Origin of the sequence: Pseudomonas sp. 10B238 (assembly GCF_000970615.1) — a bacterium.
Lineage (GTDB): Bacteria > Pseudomonadota > Gammaproteobacteria > Pseudomonadales > Pseudomonadaceae > Stutzerimonas.
Window position 1 is genome coordinate 380,441 of the sequence record NZ_KQ033928.1, and the last position, 17,950, is coordinate 398,390.

Consider the following 17,950-nt stretch of genomic DNA (forward strand, 5'->3'; position numbering starts at 1 on the left):
AGCGGTTTTTTTTGCCTGTTTTCCGCCATGCCAGTCATTGTTTTGCACCCCTATAGGTGAACCTGTCACCAAGTGCAGGCAGAATGCCTACTTTCCTCACGGCCGTTACCGGAGCCGCCGTGCCCCGTCTGAGTCCTGCTCGCTTCAGTCATTTCTATGCTCCCCTGGCGTTGTTGACCGGAGGGCTTGTGGCTGCGCGTCAACCTACCCTGAACGAGTTCTTCACTTCGCTGTTCAATGTGCTGCCTACCGTGCTGCTGTTGCTCGGGGGGGCTTTCTGCATCGCCTATGGCCGGGTCCGTGAGACCTTTTTGCTGCTGACGGTTTATATCGTCTACTTCCTACTCGATACCCAGGTCGATCACTACCGGCTCACGGGCTCGCTGCTGCCTGAGGCCGCGCTGACCTTCCACCTGTGTAGCCTGATTTTGCCGGCGCTCTATGGGCTCTATGCCCTTTGGCAAGAGCGTGCACATCTGTTGCAGGACGGTCTGGCACGGCTTGCTGTTGTGTTTGTTGTGTCGGTCTTGGCGCTGGCTCTGGCGCGGCGATTCCCCGTGGGTGTGCTCGACTGGCTGACTGAGATTCGCTGGCAGTCATTGCAGGCCGACTGGCTGCAATTGATCCAGCTGGCCTATCCAGTGTTTCTAATCGCGATACTCGGGGTGCTGGCGCAATACCTACGGCGGCGTCGACCAGTGCATGCGGCGCAGTTGGTTGCGCTGGTAGGGCTGTTCTTGATGCTGCCGCAGGTATTCAGTCGTCCGGGCGCACTCAACGTCTTGAGCAGCTTGATGATGCTGGTGCTGGTGGTTTCGATTGCACAGGAGGCCTATCAGATGGCTTTCCGTGACGAGCTGACCGGCCTGCCTGGCCGTCGTGCTCTTAACGAGCGGTTGCAGCGTCTGGGCCGTCAATACGTGATTGCGATGGCCGACGTGGATCGGTTCAAGGCCTTCAACGATACCCATGGGCACGACGTGGGTGACGAGGTACTGCGCCTCGTCGCAAGCCGGCTACGCAAAGTTGGTGGCGGTGGGCGTGCCTATCGTTACGGTGGTGAAGAATTTGCGTTGGTATTTCCGGGGCGTGATCTGACGCATTGCCTGCCGCATCTGGAAGCCGTACGGCAGGCTGTCGAGAGTTATCCGTTGCAGTTGCGTGACAAGTCCAGCCGGCCAAAGGATGCGGAGCAGGGGCGGCAGCGCCGCGGTGTTGCTTCGACAGCCGCGGTCTCGGTGACCATCAGTATCGGCGTCGCCGAGCGACTGATAACGCAGCGCAGCCCCGAGGAGGTCATTAAGAAGGCCGATCAGGCGCTCTATAGCGCCAAGGGAGCGGGGCGTAACTGCATCCGCGCGCATGGGGAGAACCGCCGCGGTGCAATGCGTACGTTGAATGAGGTGACCACCGACGCTTAGCGCGCGGCTGAAAACCTGCCGGCGTTGACCGTGCGAACCGTTGGGCAGCCGGTGGTTATGGTGGCGCATTCAGCGCCTGCAATGTGATGGCGAGCGGGTCGATCTGCCAGTAGCGTGGCGAGCATAACAATGCACAGTGCCGTCCTGGAGATCGATATGCCCGCTTACAAAGCTCCCCTGCGCGATATGCGCTTCCTGATCGACGAAGTGTTCGACTTTCATGGCAGCTACGCGGCTAATGGTGCCGAAGACGCCACGCCAGACACGGTCAGCGCGATTCTCGAGGAGGGCGCCAAGTTCTGCGAACAGGTTCTGGCGCCGCTCAACCGCAGCGGTGACGAGGAAGGGTGCCATTTCGATGACGGCGTGGTCGTCACCCCGAAAGGCTTCAAGGAGGCCTTCGCGCAGTACGCCGAAGGTGGCTGGATGGGCCTGGCCTCGGATCCTGCCTATGGCGGACAGGGCCTGCCGCACTCGCTGGGGCTGGTCGTTGGCGAGATGGTCGGCTCGGCGAACACCTCCTTTGGTATGTATCCCGGACTGACCCATGGCGCCATGGCCGCAATCGGGGCTCACGGCACCGATGAGCAGAAACAGGCCTACCTGACCCGGATGACCGAGGGCCGCTGGACCGGCACCATGTGCCTCACCGAATCCCACTGCGGCACGGATCTGGGCATTATCAAGACTCGCGCGGTACCGCAGGCTGACGGCAGCTACGCGATCAGCGGCACGAAGATCTTCATCTCGGCCGGCGAGCACGACATGAGCGAGAACATCGTGCATCTGGTTCTGGCCAAACTCCCCGATGCCCCGGCTGGCACCAAGGGGATTTCGCTGTTCATCGTGCCCAAGTTCCTGCCTGATGCCGCCGGCGAAGCGGGCGAGCGCAATGCTGTTGCCTGCGGCTCCATCGAGCACAAGATGGGGATCAAGGCCTCGGCGACCTGCGTCATCAACTTCGACGGCGCCACGGGTTTCCTCATCGGTGAGCCAAACAAAGGTCTCAACTGCATGTTCACGATGATGAACCATGCCCGGCTGGGTACTGGCATGCAGGGGCTATGCAGCGGCGAAGCGAGCTTTCAGGGCGCGATCCAGTACGCCAACGAGCGTTTGCAAATGCGCGCGCTGACCGGCGCGAAGTTTCCTGAGAAGCCGGCCGACCCGATCATCGTGCACCCTGATGTGCGGCGCATGCTATTGACGATGAAGGCTTTCAACGAGGGTAACCGTGCCCTGGCGTACTTCACCGCACAATTGCTCGATCAGATACACAGCCCCGACGCCGACAAGCGCAAGGACGCCGAGGACCTGCTCGCCTTCCTCACGCCGATCTGCAAGGCCTTCATGACCGACACCGGGCTTGAGGTCACTAACCTCGGCATGCAGGTGTTTGGCGGCCACGGCTATATCCGAGAGTGGGGTATGGAGCAGCTCGTGCGTGATTGCCGTATCGCCCCGATCTATGAGGGCACCAACGGCATCCAGGCGCTCGACCTGCTGGGGCGCAAGGTGCTGGGGAGCCAGGGCAAGCTGATGCTGGGGTTCACCAAGCAGGTGCACAAGTTCTGCGAGGCCAACGGGCAGCATCCTCAGCTGCAGCAATACGTGACACAACTGGCTGGCCTCAATCGCGAATTGGGCGAGATCACCACACGAATCAGCATGGCAGCGATGAAAAATCCCGACGAAGTCGGCGCAGCCTCGGTGGACTACCTGATGTACTGCGGTTACCTGATCCTGGGCTATTTCTGGCTGCGCATGGCTGTGGTGGCTCAGAGCAAGCTGGACGAGGCGGGCAGCGACACGGCTTTCTACCAGTCGAAGCTGACCACCGCCGAATTTTACTTTGCTCGCCTGCTTCCGCGCACCGCAGCCCACAAAGCGGCCATCGAGGCCGGAAGTGCAAGCCTGATGAAGCTGGCCGCTGACCAATTCGCTTTCTGACCCACCGGAAATTTATAGCCCGCCTCGTGCGGGCTTTTTTTGGGCGATCTCAGGCGCGGCTTGCGGATTCCGGGCGAGCAAGCGTGGCTGCCTGTAACGTCGAAGTGAGAACCGGTAAGTCATTTAAAGACGCTTCGGGCGCTGATTGGTCTTCAGTTAGACTCGCGAAACTGCTGCGGCCAATCGGCCGGGTGAGATGTTTTCTGCGAGGTCTTTTTCATGGCTGACTACAAAGCACCCCTGCGCGATATGCGTTTCGTCCTAAATGAAGTCTTCGCCGCCCCGAAGCTCTGGCAGACGATGCCAGCGTTGGCGGAAGTCGTCGATGCGGAAACCGCCGAAGCCATCCTCGAGGAGGCCGGCAAGATTACTGCGAATTCCATCGCACCGCTCAACCGCAGCGGTGACGAGGAAGGCTGTCGCTGGGTCGACGGCGCGGTAACCACTCCGGCTGGATACCCAGAGGCCTATCGCCTTTACGCCGAAGGCGGCTGGGTCGGTGTAGGCGGCGACCCAGCCTACGGCGGCATGGGCATGCCGAAAGCGATCTCGGCGCAGGTCGAGGAAATGATGAACTCTGCCAGTTTGGCGTTCGGTCTCTACCCAATGCTGACTTCCGGAGCCTGCCTGTCCATTTACGCCCATGCCAGCGAAGAGCTGAAGCAGAAGTACCTGCCAAACATGTATGCCGGTGTCTGGTCCGGTTCCATGTGCCTGACCGAGCCCCACGCCGGGACCGATTTGGGCATCATCCGAACCAAGGCGGAGCCTCAGGCGGACGGCTCCTACAAGGTCAGCGGCACCAAGATATTCATCACCGGCGGCGAGCACGATCTCACCGACAACATCATCCATCTGGTATTGGCCAAGCTCCCCGACGCACCGGCCGGCTCGCGCGGTATCTCGCTGTTCCTGGTGCCCAAGGTGATGGTCAATGAAGACGGCAGCCTGGGTGAGCGCAACAGCCTGAGCTGCGGCTCCATCGAGCACAAGATGGGTATCCAGGCCTCTGCGACCTGCGTCATGAACTTCGACGGCGCCATGGGCTGGATGGTCGGCGAGCCCAACAAGGGACTGGCCGCCATGTTCACCATGATGAACTACGAGCGTCTGGGCGTTGGCATCCAGGGGCTCTCCACCGGCGAGCGTTCTTACCAGAGTGCCATCGAGTACGCCCGTGAGCGCATCCAGAGCCGCGCTCCGACGGGGCCGGTATCGCAAGACAAGGCCGCCGATCCGATCATCGTGCACCCGGACGTGCGCCGCATGCTGTTGACCATGAAAGCGCTGAACGAAGGCGGGCGCGCCTTCTCCAGCTATGTCGCCCTGCAGCTGGACATCGCCAAGTTCGGTGATGATGCCGAAGCACGTCAGCGTGCCGAGGCGCAGGTGGCTCTGCTGACGCCCGTGGCCAAAGCCTTCCTCACCGACATGGGTTTGGAAACCACTGTCCATGGTCAGCAGATCTTCGGTGGCCACGGCTTCATCCGGGAGTGGGGGCAGGAGCAACTGGTCCGCGACTGTCGGATCACCCAGATCTACGAAGGCACCAACGGCATCCAGGCGCTGGACCTGCTCGGACGCAAGGTGGTAGGCAGTGGCGGCGAGCTGTACAACGCGTTTGCGGAGGAAATCCGAAGCTACTGTGCGGCTGCGGGCAGTGAGCTTGGCGAGTTCACTGTTCCACTGAAGGCAGCATTGGAGAGTCTCGATGGACTCACAGCGTTCGTCATCGATAGCGCAAAGCGCAACCCCAACGAGATCGGCGCGGCCTCGGTCGAATACCTGCATGTGTTCGGTTACACGGCCTACGCCTATATGTGGGCGAGAATGGCAGAAGCCGCGCTGGGCAAGGAAAAGCAAGACGATTTCTACGCCAGCAAGCTCGGCACAGCGCGGTTTTATTTCGCACGTCTGTTGCCTCGCATTCACTCGTTGAGCGCCTCGGTCCGAGCCGGCAGCGATTCGCTGTATCTGCTCGATGCTGCACAGTTCTAAGAGAGATCCATCCGTGAGGCATAATGAAATTAATTAGCCATCTTTAGGGAACAATGCGCCACCAGTTCAGTCATAGATCTGCATCGCTTGTAGTCAATTGCTTACACGCGGGACCAAGGCAGGTTTCGTGCGTAAGTCAATGCTTACAAGCCGTGGTGCGAACTGCTACTACAGGTTTTCCAGGCCGATCGGTAGTCTTTGCCGCCATGGACGCCGCGTAGGGAAGAGCTTTAGACACAAAACGGACGCGTAGCGGAACGACGCCAGGAAGGCGTAAGTCACGGATGTCAGTTTCAGTCTGCAAAGGCCCCGCTTCGGCGGGGTTTTCTTTTTAAAGGGCAGAGAAGCCAGGCGTTACGGGCCGGTAGATGGATGTCTGTGTGCCGCGGCGGCTTGGCGGCTCGATCCAGATGAAGTTGGCGGAGCGCGGACAAGCTGGGGAAGCTGTCCGGGCGCAACGCCACCGCAAAAGACATGAGTAGGCTGTGCTTGCCTCCCCTAGCGTCTGATTAGCCCCAGCATCGACGCAGTGCAGTTTTCAGGCTGGCATGCAGACGCCTGTGCCTCCAAGGCCACAGTATCCGCCAGGGTTCTTCGCCAAATATTGCTGGTGGTAGGCCTCTGCGTAGTAGAAGGCCGGCAGGTCGGCGATTTCCGTGGTGATGCCGCCAAGCCCGTGCTTGTTCAGTTCTGTCTGGAAGCGTGCTTCGCTATCGCGCGCCATTTCGAATTGCGTGGCGCTAAAGCAGTAGATTGCCGAGCGATACTGGGTGCCGATGTCGTTGCCTTGGCGCATGCCCTGGGTCGGGTTGTGCGCCTCCCAGAACAGCCTGAGCAGGTCGTCGTAAGAAATCTGTTGTGGGTCAAACACCACCAGCACGGCTTCGGTGTGCCCGGTAAGACCGGAACAGACCTCTTCGTAGGTGGGGTTTGGCGTATGCCCTCCGGCATAGACCGCCGCGGTAGTCCATACCCCGGGCTGCTCCCAAAAGCGGCGTTCGGCTCCCCAGAAACAGCCCATGGCAAACATCGCCTGCTGCAGGTGCGCCGGAAATGGGGGCTGCAGCGGGTTACCGCTGACGAAGTGAGCTGCGGGTACCGGGACTGGCGTGGCGCGTCCGGGCAGGGCTTGTCCTGCATCGGGTAGCGCTTGTTTATGAACGAGAATTTGCGAGCGCAGGGTCATTGTGGTCCTCGAGCCTGGGGCGTGTTTTCAGCTAGCCTAGGCTACCAAGCTGACAAATCCAACGCGCATGTGCCCGGACGGTAGGCGCAGACCGTTAGAGCCAGTGCGGGTATCGGCGTAGCGAGGTCAGTAGCTGGTCGCCGGGGATGGGCTTGTCGAACAGGTAACCCTGCCCGATATCGCAGCGCTGATGGCGCAGGAAGGTCAGCTGTTCAACTGTCTCGATACCTTCCGCAACCACCTTGAGATTGAGGTTGCGGGCCATGGCGATAACGGCTGAGGTGATCTCGATATCGTCCTGGTTGTCCGGGATGTCCTTGATAAAGCTGCGGTCGATCTTGATTACATCGATGGGGAATTTCTTCAAATAGCTCAACGACGAATAGCCGGTACCGAAGTCATCCATTGCTAGGGTGACCCCGAGTGCCTTAAGCCCTATCAGTTGCTGGCGGGTCTCTTCGGTCGCTTCGAGCAGTAGGCTCTCAGTCAGCTCCAGCTCAAGACGGTCGGGTGGTAGCTGTTCTTCGGCAAGAATGGCGGCGATTGAGCCGACCAGGTCGGGATCCGAAAATTGCTTGGGCGACAGGTTGATCGCGACCTGTGGATTGCCGATGCCCAGCGCTGCGAGCTGTAGCCCCATTCGACAGGCCTCACGTGCTACCCACTTGCCTATCGGGATGATCAGCCCGGTTTCCTCGGCAACGCCGATGAATTGATCAGGGCGGATCATGCCTTTTTCCGGATGGTTCCAGCGCAGCAGCGCTTCCAGGCCCTGCAGCCGACCGCTGCGCAGGCAGAGCTTGGGTTGATAGAAGACTTCTAGCTCATTCTGCACCAGCGCACGGCGCAGATTGTTTTCGACGAATAGCTTGTAGTTGGCCTCGGCGTGCAAGGCTTCGGTAAACACCTGGACCTGATTCTTGCCGTTGGCCTTGGCTTTATGCAGGGCTTGGCCAGCGTGTTTCATCAGCGTCTCGGGATCGCGGCCATGCAGCGGCGAACAGGCCAGGCCCAGGGAGGCGCTGACGCTGATCAGCTGTTTGTCGACGAACAGGGGCTTGTCGAGGATGCGCAGCACTTGATGCGCCAGGAGCCGGCCTTCTTCTAGGTCCATGTTGTCGAGCAGGAGAGCGAACTCGTTGCTGGCGAAGCGTGCAAGCACACTGTCGCGGTTGAGGCTGTTGCGTAGACGGCGAGCCAGGCTGGCCAGCAATTTGTCGCCGGTCTGGTGTCCGAGACTGTCATTGATGCGCTTGAAATTGTCGATATCCACCAGCAACAGACACAGCTGCGGTTGTTTGTTGGTGGCGAAGCGCTCTTCGATGCTGCGAATGAAAAACGGCCGATTTCCGAGGCTGGTCAGGTTATCCGTATAGGCCAGGCGCTCGATGTGCTGCTGCGCCAACTTGCTCTGCGTGATGTCTTCGTAAATGCCGATGTAGTGCGTGAGTTCACCGCTCTCACCGAACACCTTGGAAATCGACAGCTGCCCCCAGTAGGGCTCCAGATTCTTTCGGCGGCTGCGAAATTCACCCTGCCAGCTGTTGCTCTGCGACAAGGCCGACGAGGTATCGAACAGCAATTCGCTGAGGTTTTCCAAAGCGGTAAGCTCGGCTAGGCGGCGGCCCCGAACCTCATCGGCTGAAAACTGGGTGATGGAGGTGAAGCTCGGATTCACGTACTCGACGATGCCATCACGATCGACCAGGATGAACGCGCTGGCACTCTGTTCGACCGCGCGCTGGAAGAGGTGCAATGTGTAAGTCGCACTGACGCGCTGCTGATTGGCCAGCACCTGCGCATACTGATCGGCCAGTTCACCAGCGAAAGCCACCTCGTCGGCATGCCAGGTTCTGACGCAACCGGAGTGTTCTAGACAGAGCACGCCAAACACCTCACCACCGACCCGTATCGTTGCGTCAAGGATCGACGTGATACCCCGTGGTTTGAAAAAAGCTTGCGCAAGTTCCACGGTCCGGGCGTCTTCGGCGATGTTTTGCACATCGATCACTCGCCCCCTGTGCAGCGCCTCCATATAACGCGGACAGCCCGACATTTCCAACGATGAGGGGTATTCGAGGCTGCCACTATCGCGACAGTAGGCCGCGATGGCCTCAAGATGATTACCCTTCAAATGCCATATCGACGCGCGGGCTATCCCGTAGGCTTCGCTGGCGGCTTGGGTGATCAGCTGGGCGGCCTCGAGCTGCGGGTCGGCTGCGCTGTACCGGTGCCGGGCCAGGCGCACAATCAGACTCTGCTGCGCACGGGAGCGGATCAGGTGTTCGAGGTGCTCATCCTGGGCCTGCTGATAAAACTCCAGGGTCGACCGCAGCTTCGCATTTTCGGCTTCCAGCGCAGGGGAGGCTTCCGCTGCATGGGGTTCGACAATCAGGTAGCCGCGGACCAGGTCTCGACCATACTGCTGGCAGAGTTCACCGATTTCCAACATGTCCAATGGCCCACCGCAGGTGTGCAGGCAATACCGGATGGAATAGTGGCCGAGCGTTGCGAGCTGGGCTTGCACAACGTCATGAAGCTTAAGGCGAACCTGCGGTTCCATGAGGCTGGCGTAAGGCGAGTCGATCAGGGAACACAGATCCTGCGCGGGCTGGCCTAGATAACGTTCGCAGGCAGGGTCTAGAAACAGCAGCGCCCAGCTGGATTCATTCAAACGCTCGAAGCGCAGCATGCCCAGCCTCGAAGGCACTGGCAACTGCGTCACAACCTCGGTCGCCAAACGGCTGGCGGCATCGGTATGTATTTTCATCGAGCGGTTTGCTTCCAGTATGCTGCGGTAGTCGCTTCGTTAGCCGCAGCTTAGACGCTTTTGACGGCGCGGCGATGGCTAAATAATATTAATTACCGCAAGGGTGCATCATGCAGCAGGGACTGACAAGTCGGCTATCAAAGTTACTGTTGATCTCGATCTTCCTGATCGCCAGCGGACAGCTCAAAGCTGCCGAATCAAATACCTTGGGCTCGGATGAACCGTCGCGATATCTGGCCGAGCTCAAGACGCTTTACCTGACCACGGACGAACGAAAAGCGCTGCTTGCTCATAGCAATGCACTGCTCAAAACCTATGGATTGCGGGCGGCCTATCAAGTGGGGCAGGCCAACCCAGAGGACCTCGAATACCAGATCAGCGTTGGTGCTCCGGGTGAGTTGCGTATTCGTGAGGAGCGTCGGGATGCGTCCGGCAATGTCGCCGTGCGTAATAGAGGTTTCTCGGTGTTCGGCATGGACCCCTACATCCAGTACCAATGCCCGCCGCAGGGTGTCGTGTGTGCCTTCGCTGGTAAGGCGGGTGGCGATCCTTGGCTAACCATCCTGCGCGATCCCAAAGGTGCCGAGGAGCTGGCGAAGGCTCTGTCATTCCTGTTCCGCAATTTGCAGAAAGGCTGATGGCGTCTCACGGTGTTAGGTGACACAAAAAAACCCGCCGGATGGCGGGTTTTTTGTTGCTCATCCGATCATAACAGCATGGTGCGGATGTCAGCCAGCAGCTCGGACAGACGCTTGGTGAAGCGTGCGGCCGCGGCGCCGTTGATGACGCGGTGGTCATAGGACAGCGATAGCGGCAACATCAGGCGAGGCTGGAAGGCCTTGCCATCCCAAACCGGCTGCATTGCCGCCTTGGATACACCGAGGATCGCCACTTCCGGCGCGTTGACGATCGGCGTGAAGCCGGTGCCGCCAATGTGGCCGAGACTTGAGATGGTGAAGCAGGCACCTTGCATGGCATCGGGCGATAGCTTCTTGGTGCGCGCCTTCTCGGCCAACTCTGCCGCTTCGGCTGCCAACTGCAACAAGCTCTTCTGGTCAACGTTGCGTATCACAGGGACCATCAAGCCGTCCGGAGTGTCGACCGCGAAGCCGACATGCACGTACTTCTTGCGGATCACTGACTTGCCGCTTGGCGACAGCGAAGCGTTGAACTCCGGCAACTCCTTGAGTAGATGCGCGCACGCCTTGAGCAACAACGGCAGCACGGTCAGCTTGACGCCGGCTTTTTCCGCGATCGCCTTCTGCGCGACACGGAAAGCTTCCAATTCGGTGATGTCAGCCGACTCGAACTGGGTCACGTGCGGCACGTTCAGCCAGCTGCGATGCAAGTTGGCAGCACCGACCTGCATCAGGCGGCTCATGGGCACTTCTTCAATTTCACCAAAGCGGCTGAAATCAATGGTCGGGATCGGCGGGATGCCCGCACCGCCCGTAGCGCCTTCGGCCGAGGCGTGCTTGGTCTTGTGCAGCATGTTCTTGACGTAGGCCTGAACGTCTTCCTTGAGAATCCTTCCCTTTGGTCCTGTTCCGGTGACATCAGCCAATTCCACGCCGAATTCCCGTGCGGTCATGCGCACCGCTGGGCCAGCGTGCACCTTGGTGCCGGCCTTGCTCGGCCCGCTCACGGCCGGGGCTGGCGTCGAGGCTGCCTTGGCCTCCGGTACGCCTTGCTTGTTCGGTGCAACGGCCTGCTGCTGGGGCGCTGCTTCCTGCTGCGGCTTCGGCTCGGCCTTCTTCGCCGGAGCTGCGCCAGCCACCTTCAAGGTCAGGATCAGGTCGCCGGTTTTGGCATCGTCACCGACCTTGATCGACAGCGACTCCACCACTCCAGCCTTGGGCGCTGGGATCTCCATGCTGGCTTTGTCCGACTCCAGCGTGATCAGTGATTGATCCGCCTCGACGCTGTCGCCGGCCTTGATCATGACTTCGATGACCTTGGCGCTGCCACTGGAGCCGATGTCCGGAATACGAACCTCCTCCACGGTCTCGCCTGCAGCTTCGGCGGGTGCTTCTGCGGCCTGCTCGGTCAGTTTCTCCTTGGCCGGGCTTTGTGCCTGGCTGTCCGAGGCGCTGGCCGCTGCCGGCTTGCTCGAAGCGGCGCCCTTGAGGATCAGGATTAGGTCACCGGTACCAACTTCGTCGCCGACCTTCACCGAAATGCTCTCGACCACGCCGGCAGCCGGGGAGGGTATCTCCATGCTGGCTTTGTCGGACTCCAGCGTGATCAGCGCTTGCTCGGCGGCGATGGTGTCGCCGACCTTGACCGAGATTTCAATGACGCTGGCCTTGCCGTCCGATCCGATGTCCGGGACCTTGATCTCCTGCGATTCGCCTTCCTCGGCGGTGGCCGAGGGGTTGTCATCGCTCGGAGGTGTGGGTGCTTCGGCTTCGTCAGCCGGGCCGCCACTGCTAGCAGCGGCAGGCTCGGCCGCGGCTTCTGCCGGCGCCTCGCTTTCCTGTCCTTCTTCCTCGCTCTCAAGCTCCAGCAGTTCGTCGCCTTCTTTCAGGCGGTCGCCAAGCTTGACCTTCAAGGCTTTCACCACGCCCGCCTTAGACGCCGGGATTTCCATGCTGGCCTTGTCGGATTCGAGCGTCAGAATGCTCTGGTCGGCTTCGATACGGTCGCCGACCTTCACGAACAACTCGATTACTTCACCCTCACCGCTGCCGATGTCGGGTACGCGTATGGTTTCACTCACAATAGGTTCTCCTGTGCGCACGCATCAGCAATCCAGAGGATTGCGCTTCTCGGGGTCGATACCGAACTCGGAGATGGCATTGGCCACCACGGTGCGTTCGATGGCGCCGCGAGCGGCGAGTGCCTGCAGGGCGGCGACAGCGACCCAGCGACGGTCGACTTCGAAGAAGTCACGCAGCTTGGCGCGCGAGTCGCTGCGGCCGAAGCCGTCGGTGCCCAGCACCTGGTATTCACGCGACGGAACCCACTGGCGAATCTGATCGGCGAACAGCTTCATGTAGTCGGTGGAGGCGATGACCGGACCTTCGCGGCCTTCCAGACACTGCTCAACATAGCTCTTGCGCGGTTCGTCGGTTGGGTGCAAGCGGTTCCAGTGGTCCACGGCCAGGCCATCGCGGCGCAGCTCGTTGAAGCTGGTCACGCTCCAGACGTCGGCACCCACGCCCATCTTGGCGAGGATGTCCACCGCGGCGCGTACCTCGCGCAGGATGGTGCCCGAGCCCAACAGCTGCACGCGGTGCTTGAAGTCGCCCTTGGCTTCTTCAAGCAGGTACATGCCTTTGAGAATGCCTTCCTCGACACCCTGCGGCATGGCCGGCTGCTGGTAGTTCTCGTTCATCACGGTGATGTAGTAGTAGACGCTCTTCTGCAGCTCCATCATCTCGTGCATGCCGTGATGCATGATCACCGCCAGCTCGTAGCCGTAGGTGGGGTCATAGCTGCGGCAGTTGGGGATGGTGCTGGCGAGGATATGGCTGTGGCCGTCCTCATGCTGCAAACCTTCGCCGTTCAGCGTGGTACGGCCTGCGGTACCGCCGAGCAGGAAGCCACGGGTCTGTGCATCGCCCGCTGCCCACGCCAGATCGCCGATACGCTGGAAACCGAACATCGAGTAGAAGATGTAGACCGGCAGCATTGGCTGGTTGTAGTTGCTGTAGGCAGTACCGGCAGCGATGAACGAGGAGAAAGCACCCGCTTCGTTCAGGCCTTCCTGCAGGATCTGTCCGTCTTTTTCTTCGCGGTAGTACATCACCTGATCGCGGTCGACCGGCTCGTACAGCTGGCCGACCGGGGAGTAGATGCCCAGCTGGCGGAACATGCCTTCCATGCCGAACGTACGCGCCTCGTCGGCGAGAATCGGCACGATACGCTTGCCCAGATCCTTGTCTTTTACCAGTTGCGAGAGGATGCGGCCGAACGCCATCGTGGTGGAGATTTCACGCTCACCCGAGCCGTCCAGCACAGCCTTCAGCGTGTCCAGCGGCGGTGTCGGGATGCTGAAGCTCTTCGGTCGGCGTTGCGGCAGGGAACCACCGAGCTTCTCGCGGCACTTGCGCAGGTAGCGCATCTCGGCGCTGTCTTCGGCCGGGCGGTAGAACGGCAATTCTTCGAGCTGCGAATCGTTGACCGGGATGTCGAAGCGATCGCGGAACATCTTCAGGCTGTCGATATCGACTTTCTTGGTGTTGTGGGCGATGTTCTTCGCCTCACCGGCACCGGTACCGTAGCCCTTGATGGTCTTGGCTAGGATGACCGTCGGCTGGCCCTTGTGGTTGACCGCCTGGTGGTAGGCTGCATACACCTTGTACGGGTCGTGGCCGCCGCGGTTGAGCTTCCAGACTTCCTCATCCGACATGCTCTCGACGCGCTTGAGCAGTTCAGGGTCAGCACCAAAGAAGTGTTTGCGCACATAGGCGCCGTCTTTGGCTTTGTAGTTCTGGTATTCCCCGTCGATTGCCTCGTCCATGCGACGCTGCATGCGGCCGTCTTCATCGGCAGCGAACAGCGGATCCCACAGACGGCCCCAGACGACCTTGTTGACGTTCCAGTTGGCGCCTTTGAACACGCCTTCCAGCTCTTGGATGATCTTGCTGTTGCCGCGAACCGGGCCGTCCAGACGCTGGAGGTTGCAGTTGATGACGAACACCAAGTTGTCGAGGTTTTCGCGGCCAGCCAGGGAAATGGCACCGAGGGTTTCCGGCTCGTCGCACTCGCCGTCGCCAATGAAGCACCAGACGCGCTGCTTGCCCTTCGGAATGAAGCCGCGGTTTTCCAGGTACTTCATGAAGCGCGCCTGGTAGATCGCCGTGATCGGGCCCAGGCCCATGGACACGGTGGGGAACTGCCAGAAGTCCGGCATCAGGTGCGGGTGCGGGTAGCTCGACAGACCTTGGCCATCCACTTCCTGTCGGAAGTTGAGCATCTGGTCTTCGCTCAGGCGGCCTTCGAGGAAGGCACGCGAATAGATGCCAGGAGAGGCGTGGCCCTGATAGTAGATCAGGTCGCCGCCATGCTCTTCAGTAGGCGCCTGGAAGAAGTAGTTGAAGCCGATGTCGTAGAGCGTCGCACTGGAGGCGAAGGTGGAAATATGTCCACCCAGGTCCGGGTCCTTCATGTTTGCGCGCATCACCATTGCCAGCGCGTTCCAGCGGACCAAAGAGCGGATGCGGCGTTCCATGAACAGGTCGCCGGGCATCTTGGCTTCGCGGGTAACGGGAATGGTGTTGCGGTACGGCGTGGTGATGCCGTAGGGCAGCGGTGTGCCGCTACGGGTGGCCAGCTCCCCCATCCGGGTCATTAAATAATGGGCGCGGTCTTCGCCTTCGCGGTCGAGAACTGACTCGAGGGCGTCCAGCCATTCCTGGGTTTCGACGGGATCGAGATCTTGCATGGCTTGCTCCAGGGCGGAAAGGCTTCCAGAATCGGTTGCCTGCTTCGCGGCCGGCTTTGTGGGCCGGCGCGTATATGTTCTTGGATGTTTGCCGGGGGTAGAGCCGGGCTCTGTAGTTTTACTACAAAACCGCGGCTGATTCAGCCCCCTGTCACATTCTTTCGTAGTAAAACTACATTGCGGCGAGCCGGTCTAGCTGGCTGGCTCCGGCGTCAGGAGCTCTAGTCCGGACGTTTTCGCTATCCCTCTAGCCATTCTTGCGCTAAGGAAACATTCATGAGTTTGCCATCGCTGGTTGCACTGCCGCCGTCGCTTGAATCTTTGGTCACCCGTGCCGAGGAGACGTTCCTCGGCACCCTGCGCGACTCATCGGAGCAGGCTGAACAGCGGTTCTTGGCATGGCCGACGATGCGTCGTGAGGCTTTCGGTCGGGTTTGCGCCGCCAGCGACTTCGTCAGCGAACAGGTTAGCCGAGATCCTGAATTGCTGCTCCAGTTGGCCGAGAGCGGCTTCCTGGAGCGATCGTTGAAGGCGGGCGAAATGCGTGCAGTGCTCGCAGAGCTGCTCAGCGACTGCCCGGACGAAGAGAGTCTGGCCAATCGGCTACGCCGGTTCCGCAACCGCCAACAGGTACGAATCATCTGGCGTGACCTTACTCGTCAGGCTGATCTCGCCGAGACCTGCGGCGATTTGTCCGACATGGCTGACGCCTGTATCGATCTTGCCTATCAATGGCTGTATGAGCGCCATTGCGAGCAGTTCGGTGTGCCGACCGGTCGGCGCAGCGGCGAAGCGCAGCAGATGGTCATCCTTGGCATGGGCAAGCTGGGCGCGCGCGAGCTCAATCTGTCATCCGATATCGATCTGATCTTCGGTTATCCGGAAGGCGGCGAAACTGTAGGCACCAAGCGTTCGCTGGATAACCAGGAATTCTTCATTCGCCTCGGTCAGCGGCTGATCAAGGCGCTGGATGCGCCGACCCTGGACGGCTTTGTCTTTCGCGTCGACATGCGCTTGCGGCCTTATGGCTCGTCCGGCTCGCTGGTGCTGAGCTTCAATGCGCTGGAGCAGTACTACCAGGACCAGGGGCGCGACTGGGAACGCTACGCCATGATCAAGGCTCGGGTGGTCGGCGGCAGCGAAGCGGCCGGCAAGGAGTTGCTGGAAATGCTCAGGCCCTTCGTCTATCGGCGCTACCTCGATTTTTCCGCGATCGATGCGCTGCGCACCATGAAACAGCTGATCCAGCAGGAAGTGCGGCGCAAGGGCATGGCCGCTAACATCAAGCTGGGCTCGGGTGGCATTCGCGAGGTGGAATTCATCGCTCAGGCTTTCCAGCTCATCCACGGGGGGCGCGACCTGAGCTTGCAGCAGCGGCCCTTGCTCAAGGTGCTGGCAACCCTGGCCGGGCAGGGCTATCTGCCGCCTGCTGCGGTCGAGGAATTGCGCGAAGCCTATGAATTCCTGCGTTACACCGAGCATGCGCTGCAGGCCATCGATGATCGCCAAACACAGATGCTGCCGGACAACCAGATCGATTGCGATCGCGTCGCCTTGATCATGGGGTTCAGCGATTGGGAAGCCTTCCATCAGCAGCTTCTGCATTGGCGCGGTCGAGTAGATTGGCATTTCCGTCAGGTAATTGCCGATCCCGACGAAGACGAAAGCGCCGAAGGCGAGTCGTTGGTGGGTGGCGAGTGGCTGCCGTTGTGGGAGCAGGATTGGGACGAGGAATTTGCCTGTCGTCAATTGAGCGATGCGGGTTTTCGCGACGGTCAGACCGCCTGCCAGCGACTCGCGGCTTTGCGTAGCGGCAGTCAGGTGCGGACCATGCAGCGCCTCGGCCGCGAGCGTCTCGATGCCTTCATTCCTAGGTTGTTGGCTCAGGCGGTTGAACAAGATGATCCGGATCTGGTGCTGGAGCGTGTGCTGCCGCTGGTCGAGGCGGTTGCGCGGCGCTCGGCCTATCTGGTGCTGCTGACCGAAAACCCCGGCGCCCTGCAGCGTCTGCTCGAGCTTTGTGCTGGCAGTCCGTGGATCGCCGAGCAGATCGCGCGCTTTCCGTTGCTGCTCGACGAGCTGCTAAACGCGGGGCGGCTGTTCAGCCCGCCGCTGGCGCCGGAACTCGCCGCGGAGCTGCGCGAGCGGCTGGCGCGCATTCCCGAGGACGACCTCGAGCAGCAGATGGAAGCACTGCGCCACTTCAAGCTGGCACACCGACTGCGGGTTGCGGCTTCCGAGATCGCCGGCACCTTGCCGCTGATGAAGGTTAGCGATTACTTGACCTGGCTCGCCGAGGCCATCCTCGAAGAGGTGCTGGCCCTGGCTTGGCGCCACACCGTCGCGCGGCACGGCCAGCCGAGGCGTGCTGACGGTTCGCTGTGCGATCCGGCCTTTATCATCCTGGGCTATGGCAAGGTTGGTGGAATCGAGCTTGGCCATGGTTCTGATCTGGATCTGGTGTTCATCCACGACGGCGACCCGAATGCCGAAACAGACGGTGCCAAGCCCATCGATGGCGCACAGTTCTTCACTCGTCTGGGTCAGCGCATCATTCATCTGCTGACCACTCAGACCACCTCCGGCCAGCTCTACGAGGTCGACATGCGCCTTCGTCCGTCAGGCGTATCCGGCTTGCTTGTCAGCTCGCTGAATGCCTTTAGTCGCTACCAGAGCGAGGAGGCCTGGACCTGGGAGCATCAGGCGTTGGTGCGGGCCCGAGTGTTGGTCGGCTGTCCACAGCTAGCAAAGGATTTCGAGAACGTCCGTGCTTCGGTGCTCGGGCGCTCGCGTGATCTCGAACAGCTGCGCGGCGAAGTCAGCGAGATGCGCACCAAGATGCGCGACAACCTCGGGACCCGCTCCACTCAGGCCGGCATGGCTGACAAAGCCTTTTTGGCGGAGGGTGAGTTCAATCTCAAGCAGGACGCCGGTGGTATCGTGGATATCGAATTTATGGTGCAATACGCGGCTTTGGCGTGGTCGCACCAGCATCCGCAACTGCTGCGCTATACCGACAATATCCGCATTCTCGATGGGTTGGAGCAGGCCGGGTTGATGACCGGCGATGAGGTTCGGTTGCTGCAGGATGCCTACAAGGCATACCGCGCTGCGGCCCACCGGCAATCACTGCAGAAACTGCCTGGCGTTGTGAGCGGAGACCAATTTCATGACGAGCGTCGCGCGGTGATGCGCATCTGGCGCGAGCTGGGACTTAGCTGACTCGTCAAACAGCA

General features: G+C 60.6%; 9 protein-coding genes. 5 read left to right on the forward strand and 4 right to left on the reverse strand.

From position 1 onward, the window contains the following. Window positions 1–83 precede the first annotated feature (83 nt). From RT21_RS03995 to RT21_RS04005, 3 genes are all read left to right on the forward strand, one after another. A complete protein-coding gene (locus RT21_RS03995; protein ID WP_046161710.1) occupies window positions 84–1,421 on the forward strand; it encodes a GGDEF domain-containing protein in 1,338 nt (445 codons plus the stop codon). 156 nt (window positions 1,422–1,577) lie between these two features. Further along, entirely contained in the window at window positions 1,578–3,371 is a 1,794-nt protein-coding gene (locus RT21_RS04000; protein ID WP_046161711.1) for an acyl-CoA dehydrogenase C-terminal domain-containing protein, read from the forward strand. Window positions 3,372–3,590: 219 nt separating this feature from the next. Further along, on the forward strand, window positions 3,591–5,369 hold the full coding sequence (locus RT21_RS04005; RefSeq protein ID WP_046161712.1) for an acyl-CoA dehydrogenase C-terminal domain-containing protein: 1,779 nt from the start codon (window positions 3,591–3,593) through the stop codon (window positions 5,367–5,369). Between the two features lie 538 nt (window positions 5,370–5,907). Here RT21_RS04005 and msrA read toward each other — a convergent pair. Together msrA and RT21_RS04015 are read right to left on the reverse strand one after the other, a co-directional pair. Next, on the reverse strand, window positions 5,908–6,555 hold the full coding sequence (gene msrA / locus RT21_RS04010; protein WP_046161713.1) for a peptide-methionine (S)-S-oxide reductase MsrA: 648 nt from the start codon (window positions 6,553–6,555) through the stop codon (window positions 5,908–5,910). 94 nt (window positions 6,556–6,649) lie between these two features. Then, window positions 6,650–9,325, reverse strand: coding sequence for a sensor domain-containing protein (locus RT21_RS04015; RefSeq protein ID WP_046161714.1), 2,676 nt, complete (start codon window positions 9,323–9,325; stop codon window positions 6,650–6,652). A gap of 110 nt (window positions 9,326–9,435) precedes the next feature. Between RT21_RS04015 and RT21_RS04020 the strand changes: the two genes are divergently transcribed. Beyond that, window positions 9,436–9,963, forward strand: coding sequence for a hypothetical protein (locus tag RT21_RS04020; RefSeq protein ID WP_177327046.1), 528 nt, complete (start codon window positions 9,436–9,438; stop codon window positions 9,961–9,963). Between the two features lie 68 nt (window positions 9,964–10,031). On the opposite strand, the gene aceF is transcribed toward RT21_RS04020, so the two are convergent. Further along, window positions 10,032–12,044 carry a dihydrolipoyllysine-residue acetyltransferase gene (aceF, locus tag RT21_RS04025; RefSeq protein ID WP_046161715.1) on the reverse strand — a complete coding sequence of 671 codons (2,013 nt, stop codon included), beginning with the start codon at window positions 12,042–12,044 and terminating at the stop codon, window positions 10,032–10,034. 24 nt (window positions 12,045–12,068) lie between these two features. Continuing rightward, complete coding sequence (aceE, locus tag RT21_RS04030) at window positions 12,069–14,714, reverse strand: pyruvate dehydrogenase (acetyl-transferring), homodimeric type (RefSeq protein WP_046161716.1); 2,646 nt, start codon at window positions 14,712–14,714, stop codon at window positions 12,069–12,071. A 276-nt stretch (window positions 14,715–14,990) separates the two neighbouring features. Here aceE and glnE point away from each other — a divergent pair, with 276 nt between their 5' ends. Next, complete coding sequence (glnE, locus tag RT21_RS04035) at window positions 14,991–17,936, forward strand: bifunctional [glutamate--ammonia ligase]-adenylyl-L-tyrosine phosphorylase/[glutamate--ammonia-ligase] adenylyltransferase (RefSeq protein WP_046161717.1); 2,946 nt, start codon at window positions 14,991–14,993, stop codon at window positions 17,934–17,936. Window positions 17,937–17,950 lie beyond the last annotated feature (14 nt).

What these genes read in the sequence shown, in the direction of transcription:
- RT21_RS04005 (WP_046161712.1), top strand. Translation starts at nt 3,591, where the DNA reads ATGGCTGACTACAAAGCACCCCTGCGCGATATGCGTTTCGTCCTAAAT.
- glnE (WP_046161717.1), top strand. Translation starts at nt 14,991, where the DNA reads ATGAGTTTGCCATCGCTGGTTGCACTGCCGCCGTCGCTTGAATCTTTG.
- aceE (WP_046161716.1), bottom strand. Translation starts at nt 14,714, where the DNA reads ATGCAAGATCTCGATCCCGTCGAAACCCAGGAATGGCTGGACGCCCTC.
- RT21_RS04015 (WP_046161714.1), bottom strand. Translation starts at nt 9,325, where the DNA reads ATGAAAATACATACCGATGCCGCCAGCCGTTTGGCGACCGAGGTTGTG.
- RT21_RS04000 (WP_046161711.1), top strand. Translation starts at nt 1,578, where the DNA reads ATGCCCGCTTACAAAGCTCCCCTGCGCGATATGCGCTTCCTGATCGAC.
- RT21_RS04020 (WP_177327046.1), top strand. Translation starts at nt 9,436, where the DNA reads ATGCAGCAGGGACTGACAAGTCGGCTATCAAAGTTACTGTTGATCTCG.
- RT21_RS03995 (WP_046161710.1), top strand. Translation starts at nt 84, where the DNA reads ATGCCTACTTTCCTCACGGCCGTTACCGGAGCCGCCGTGCCCCGTCTG.
- msrA (WP_046161713.1), bottom strand. Translation starts at nt 6,555, where the DNA reads ATGACCCTGCGCTCGCAAATTCTCGTTCATAAACAAGCGCTACCCGAT.